This is a genomic window from Pseudonocardia sp. SID8383, from assembly GCF_009864975.1.
Classification (GTDB): Bacteria; Actinomycetota; Actinomycetes; order Mycobacteriales; family Pseudonocardiaceae; genus Pseudonocardia; species Pseudonocardia alni.
This window is the reverse complement of the sequence record NZ_WWFY01000920.1, coordinates 1-6,321: the sequence shown is the minus strand read 5'-3', so window position 1 is coordinate 6,321 and position 6,321 is coordinate 1. Positions and strand designations below refer to the sequence as shown.

The 6,321-nt window shown below is 73.3% G+C and carries 5 protein-coding genes and 1 pseudogene; 4 read left to right on the top strand and 2 right to left on the bottom strand.

Annotation, left to right across the window (positions count from 1 at the left end; translation table 11 throughout):
* Positions 1-90: 90 nt before the first annotated feature.
* Entirely contained in the window at positions 91-945 is an 855-nt protein-coding gene (panB, locus tag GTW08_RS22100; protein WP_073574179.1) for a 3-methyl-2-oxobutanoate hydroxymethyltransferase, read from the bottom strand.
* 177 nt (positions 946-1,122) lie between these two features.
* On the opposite strand from panB, the gene GTW08_RS22095 reads away from it, so the two are divergent.
* The 3 genes from GTW08_RS22095 (at position 1,123) to GTW08_RS22085 (ending at position 4,670) form a co-directional block, all read left to right on the top strand.
* Positions 1,123-2,751 (top strand): alpha/beta hydrolase, encoded by a 1,629-nt coding sequence (locus GTW08_RS22095; protein ID WP_083658099.1) that lies wholly within the window; start codon positions 1,123-1,125, stop codon positions 2,749-2,751.
* A gap of 93 nt (positions 2,752-2,844) precedes the next feature.
* On the top strand, positions 2,845-4,188 hold the full coding sequence (glnA, locus tag GTW08_RS22090) for a type I glutamate--ammonia ligase (protein ID WP_073574178.1): 1,344 nt from the start codon (positions 2,845-2,847) through the stop codon (positions 4,186-4,188).
* A complete protein-coding gene (locus GTW08_RS22085) occupies positions 4,185-4,670 on the top strand; it encodes a cupin domain-containing protein (RefSeq protein ID WP_208622936.1) in 486 nt (161 codons plus the stop codon). The genes glnA and GTW08_RS22085 overlap by 4 nt, the downstream gene beginning before the upstream one ends.
* Here the strand turns inward: GTW08_RS22085 and GTW08_RS22080 are convergent.
* Positions 4,667-5,881, bottom strand: coding sequence for an FAD-dependent monooxygenase (locus GTW08_RS22080; RefSeq protein ID WP_073574177.1), 1,215 nt, complete (start codon positions 5,879-5,881; stop codon positions 4,667-4,669). The two genes, GTW08_RS22085 and GTW08_RS22080, sit on opposite strands and share 4 nt — an antisense overlap.
* Before the next feature lie 67 nt (positions 5,882-5,948).
* Between GTW08_RS22080 and GTW08_RS22075 the strand changes: the two are divergent.
* Positions 5,949-6,321, top strand: a pseudogene (locus GTW08_RS22075) (bifunctional [glutamine synthetase] adenylyltransferase/[glutamine synthetase]-adenylyl-L-tyrosine phosphorylase); the annotation flags it as partial.

Below are 6,321 nucleotides of genomic sequence, written 5' to 3'. Positions count from 1 at the left end.
GCTGGGGCACCCGACGACGCACGGCGCAGGCTGAACCGGTCCCACCCGGCCGACCGGGCCCCGGCGACGCGCGCCGGGGCCCGGCCCGGCTCAGCGGTAGCTGTGCTCCTCGGCGGGGTACTCGCCGTGCGCCACGTCGGCGGCGAACGCGGCCGCCGCGTCGTGCAGGGCCGAGCCGAGCTCCGCGTACTTCTTGACGAAGCGCGGCACCTTCCCGCGGTTCATCCCGGCCATGTCCGACCAGACGAGGACCTGGGCGTCGCAGTCGGGCCCGGCGCCGATGCCGACGGTCGGGATGCGCAGCTCCCCGGTCACCCGCTTGGCGACGTCGGCGGGCACCATCTCCAGCACGACGGCGAACGCGCCCGCCTCCTGCACGGCCAGCGCGTCCTCGACGAGCCGGTCGGCGGCGTCGCCGCGGCCCTGGATGCGGAACCCGCCCAGCGCGTGCTCGCTCTGCGGGGTGAACCCGAGGTGGCCCATCACCGGCACGCCGGACGCGGTGAGCGCCTCGACCTGCGGCGCGAAGCGCGCACCGCCCTCGAGCTTGACCGCGTGCGCCCCACCCTCCTTCATGAACCGGAACGCCGTCTCCTGCGCCTGCGCGGGGGAGATCTGGTAGCTGCCGAACGGCAGGTCGGCGACGACGAGCGCGCTGCGGGAGCCGCGCACCACGGCCCGGGTCAGCGGGACCAGGTCGTCGACCGTGACCGGGATGGTGTTGTCGTGGCCGAACACGTTGTTGCCCGCGGAGTCGCCGACGAGCAGCACCGGGATACCGGCGTCGTCGAAGATCTCGGCGGAGTAGACGTCGTAGGCGGTCAGCATGGGCCAGCGTCGGCCCTCCTGCTTCCACTGCAGCAGGTGGTGGACGCGGGTCCGCTTCGGCGGGGTCGCGGGCGCCCGGTACGGGGCCGCCACCTCTCCGCTCTCCTGTGTGCTCACCGGTGAGCTCCTTCCGTCCTCGAGGCCCACGCTGGTCGGGGGTCCCCGGGTTCGCCGTCGATGGCGGACGCCAGGGTGGCAGCGCACGGGCCCGGACCGCCCCGTGGTGTGGGCACCCTCACCCGGGCCGTGACCCGCGACCGGTCACCGTCGGGGGTCGGTGGCATGCTCACGGTCATGCTCCCTCGGCTGTTGCGACGACGTGCCCACCGACGAGAGACACCGGCCCCGGCCCGCCGGCGGACGCGTCCGGCCGCGCTCGCCGTGCTCGGCGCGGCGACCCTCGTCCTGGTCGGCGCGTGTGCCGACGCGGGCACCGGTGACCAGCCGCAGGCCGCGCAGAACCCGCCGGAGCTGGCGCAGTTCTACGACCAGCAGCTGCAGTGGGGCCCCTGCAACGACTACGCCCCCACCGCGGACGACGCGCAGACCTACGCCGACCCGCAGTTCGACTGCACCCGGGTGACCGTCCCGCAGGACTACGCCCGGCCCGGCGACGGGAAGACGATGCAGATCGCGCTGCTGCGCAAGAAGGCGACCGGCGCCAAGATCGGCTCGCTGTTCGCCGACCCGGGCGGCCCCGGCGCCTCGGGCACCTCGTTCGTCGCGCGCCAGGCCGCCACCTGGGCCACCAACGGCCTGGGGGACCGGTTCGACCTGGTCGGGTTCGACCCGCGCGGCACCGGCGCCAGCCGGCCGCGGATCCAGTGCCTCACCGACGCCGAGAACGACGAGGAGCGCACCAAGGTCTTCGCCGACCCCTCGCCCGCCGGGGTCGCCGCCGCCGAGGCCGACAGCCGTCAGTTCGCCGAGCGCTGCACCCAGCGCACCGGGGCCGACGTGCTGGCGAACGTCGGCACCCGTGACGTCGCGAAGGACATGGACGTCATGCGGGCCGCCGTCGGCGACCAGAAGATGACCTACGCCGGCTTCTCCTACGGCACCGAGCTCGGCACCGCCTACGCCGAGGCGTTCCCGCAGAACGTCCGCGCGCTGCTGCTCGACGGCGCGATCGACCCGACGCAGTCGACCATCGACTCCACGGTCAAGCAGAACGCCGGGTTCCAGCTCGCGTTCGACAACTTCGCCGAGGACTGCACCAGCCGCCCCGGCTGTCCGCTGGGCACCGACCCGGCGACGGCGACCCAGGCGTTCCAGACGGTGATGCGGCCACTGATCGACACGCCCGCGAAGGTCAGCGACGGGCGCGTCCTGAGCTTCTCCGACGCCCAGACCGGCGTCAGCCAGGCGCTCTACGTCTCCCAGCTGTGGCCTGCGCTGCAGCAGGGGATCTCGCAGGTCGCGAACGGCAACGGCGACCTGCTGATGCGCCTGGCCGACCTCTACCACGAGCGCGACGACCAGGGCCGCTACTCGAACATGCTGCAGGCCTTCCAGTCGATCAGCTGTGTGAACCAGCCGGCGCTGAAGGAGCCGTCGGAGGCCCTGGAGCTGGCGACGCGGGCCGACGAGGCCGCCCCGTTCCGCTCCACCGGCCGCGGCCCGGTCGGTGCCCGCGACGCGTGCGCGTTCTGGCCGGTCCCGCCCACCAGCGAGCCGCACACGCCCCAGGTCGACGGGCTCCCGCCGGTCGTCGTGGTGTCGGTCACCGGTGACCCGGCCACGCCGTACCAGGCCGGGGTCGACCTGGCCCAGCAGCTGAACGGCAGCCTGATCACGGTCAACGGCAACCAGCACACCGCGTCGCTGCAGGGTGACGCGTGCACCGACACGCTCGCGATCGACTATCTGGTGAACCTCACGCTCCCGCCGCAGGGCGCGGAGTGCACGCTCGCGCCGAGCTGAGGGCCGTCGTCGGGGGTGTGCGGGCGACCACGACCGGGTCGCCCGCACACCCCGGTAACGTCCGCGTAACACGGGGTTCCTAGGCTCCGCCGCATGGACCGCCAGCAGGAGTTCGTGCTCCGCACGCTCGAGGAACGCGACATCCGTTTCGTCCGTCTCTGGTTCACGGACGTGCTCGGATACCTCAAGTCGGTGGCGGTGGCCCCGGCCGAGCTGGAGGGCGCCTTCGCCGAGGGCATCGGCTTCGACGGCTCGGCCATCGAGGGCTTCGCCCGCGTCTACGAGTCCGACATGGTCGCCAAGCCCGACCCGTCGACGTTCCAGGTGTTGCCCTGGGAGACCGCCTCGGGCGAGCACTACTCGGCGCGGATGTTCTGCGACATCGCCATGCCCGACGGGTCGCCGTCCTGGGCCGACCCGCGGCACGTGCTGACCCGCGCACTGAACAAGGCGGGCGAGGCCGGGTTCACCTGCTACGTGCACCCGGAGATCGAGTTCTACCTCCTGCGCGACCTGCCCGGCGACGGCACCCGGCCCGTCCCGGCGGACTCCGGCGGCTACTTCGACCAGGCGAGCCACGACGTCGCCCCGCACTTCCGGCGCAACACCATCGAGACGCTGGAGTCGATGGGGATCTCGGTGGAGTTCTCCCACCACGAGGGCGGCCCCGGCCAGCAGGAGATCGACCTGCGCTACGCCGACGCCCTGACCATGGCCGACAACCTCATGACGTTCCGCTACGTCGTGAAGGAGGTCGCGCTCACCCAGGGCGTGCGGGCCTCGTTCATGCCCAAGCCGTTCTCCGAGCACCCCGGCTCGGCCATGCACACGCACTTCTCGCTGTTCGAGGGCGACCACAACGCCTTCCACGACCCGGACGACCCCTACGAGCTGTCCGCGACCGGCAAGGCGTTCGTCGCCGGCGTGCTCAAGCACGCCCGGGAGATCACCGCGGTCACCAACCAGTGGGTCAACTCCTACAAGCGCCTCATCACCGGCGGCGAGGCCCCGACCGCGGTGTCCTGGGGCCACGCGAACCGCTCCGCGCTGGTCCGGGTCCCGATGTACTCGCCGGGCAAGTCGTCGTCGCGGCGGGTGGAGGTCCGCACGCTGGACTCCGCGTGCAACCCCTACCTCGCCTACGCGGTCATCCTGGGTGCCGGCCTCACCGGCATCCAGAAGGGCTACGAGCTGCCCCCGCCCACCGAGGACGACGTGTGGGCCCTGACCGACACCGAGCGCCGGGCGCTGGGCTACGAGCTGCTCCCGCAGAACCTCACCGAGGCCCTCGACGTCATGGAGAAGAGCGAGCTCGTCGCCGAGTACCTCGGCGAGCACGTGTTCGACTTCTTCCTGCGGAACAAGCGGGCCGAGTGGGACGCCTACCGCCGGAACGTGACGCCGCACGAGCTCGCGACGTATCTTCCCGTGCTGTGACCGACTTCTCGGACGAGATCATCCTAGGCCCGCTGCCGAAGGGCATCACGCGGGCCGGTGAGGGCCAGTACCAGCGGGTGTGGAACGTGCTGGGCCACACCTACTGGGCGAAGGCGGTCAGCGAGACCAGCTTCGCCTTCGAGACCCTCGACCCGCCCGGCACGGGTGTCCCGCCGCACGTGCACCTGACCCAGGACGAGCACATCCACGTCCTCGACGGCGTGTTCACGCTCTACCTGGACGGGCAGTGGGAGAAGGCCGGGCCGGGCGACACCGTCCTCATGCCCAAGGGCCTGCCGCACGCCTACTACAACAAGGAGCAGGGCAACGCCCGCGCGCTGTTCTGGGTCAGCCCGGCCGGGCGGCTGGCGTCGCTGTTCGACCGGCTGCACGATCTGACCGACCCGGCCGAGGTCGTGCGGCAGTCGGCGTTGCACGACGTCGACTTCCTGCCGCCGGGCAGCGTCCCCGGCGCCGACTAGCGGGTGTTGCCCGACGCGCGGTGGTAGCCGGCGAAGATCTCCTCGAGCTCCTCGCCGGTGATCACCGCGTCGAGGTCGTCGAAGCCGTCGGGGGCGCGGCGCTCGACCTCGTCGATGACCCGTTCCGGGCCGCCCACGCGGTTGCGGAGCACGACGTCGGCGGTCATCGGCAGCCGTTCGGCCTCGTAGGCGGCCAGCGCCGCCGCCGGGGCGCCGCCCGCGGCCAGGTGGCGGGCGAGCGACTCGGCGTCGAGGATCGCCTGCCCGGCGCCGTTGGAGCCCATCGGGACCATCGGGTGCGCGGCGTCGCCGAGCAGGGTGACCCGCCCGTGCGACCAGCGGGGCAGCGGGTCCCGGTCGCACATCGGGAACTCGAAGATCTCCGGTGTCGCGGCGACCAGCGCGAGGTGGTCGACGTCGTCGAGGTGGAAGCGGCGGGCGTGGGCGAGGGTCTCGTCGCGGTCGGCGGGCCGTGACCAGTCCTGGCGCTGCGGGGCGGGGTCGCCGTCGGCGCCGGTCGCGATGCACACCGCCCAGTTCGTGAGGACCGTCCCCGGCGCGCTGCCGGCGCCGACCGGATAGACCACCAGCTTGGCGGCGTTCCCGCCCGCGACGACCATCGAGCGGCCCCCGCGGAACGCCGGCCAGTCCGTCGCGCCGCGCCACATCGACACCCCGTTCCAGTGCGGCGGTCCCTCGCCCGGGAACAGGCCCGCCCGCACGGCGGAGTGGATCCCGTCCGCGCCGACCAGCACGTCGCCGGTCGCCTCCGGCAGGGCGTCGTCGTCGAAGCGGACCCGGACACCCCCGTCGGAGTGCTCGACGCCGGCGAACCGGTGCCGGGTGCGGATCGCGTCGGGGCCCAGCCGTGCGCGCACGGCCTCGGTGAGCATCCGGTGCACCCGTCCGCGGTGCCCGGCGACCTGCGGGAACGCGAAGCCGGCCGCCACCCCGCAGGGTCTGCGCAGGATCGGCTGCCCGAGCCGGTGGGCGTAGGTGAGGTCGGTGGTCGCGATGCCGACGTCGGCCAGCTCCGCGGACAGTCCGAGCCCGTCGAGCACCCGCACGGCGTGCGGCAGCAGGTTGAATCCGACACCGAGCTCGCCCGCGCCGGACCCCTGCTCCAGGACGGTGGACCCGATCCCGGCCCGCTCGAGGGCCAGTGCCGCGGTCAGTCCTCCGATACCCCCACCGACGATCACGACGTGCATGGCCCGAGCCTGACCGCTGGACGCCCCTGAGGGAAGGGCGGCCCGCGATGGGGCAGGATCACCGGTCATGGACCGTCGCACGGGGACCTCGCTCGCCCGGCTCGGCCTCACCGGTGAGGACGCGGCCACGACCCTGCGCGGTCTGGGCTGGTGGGCGACCGACGGGCCGGCGCCCGGCTGCGAGGAGATCATGTGGGCGCTGGCCCGCAGCCCCGACCAGTCCCTCGCCCTGCGGGCGGTCGAGCGGCTGGCGCAGACCGCTCCGTGGCCCGCGATCGACCGCGCGCTGCGGACCGACCGCGGGCTGCGGGGGCGGCTGTTGGCGACTCTGGGGTCGTCGACGGCGCTGGGCGACCACCTCGTCGGCCACCCGGACCGCTGGCCGCTGCTGGCCGACACCGCCGAGCGCGGGGACCCGCCACCGGACCTGGCCCGGCGCA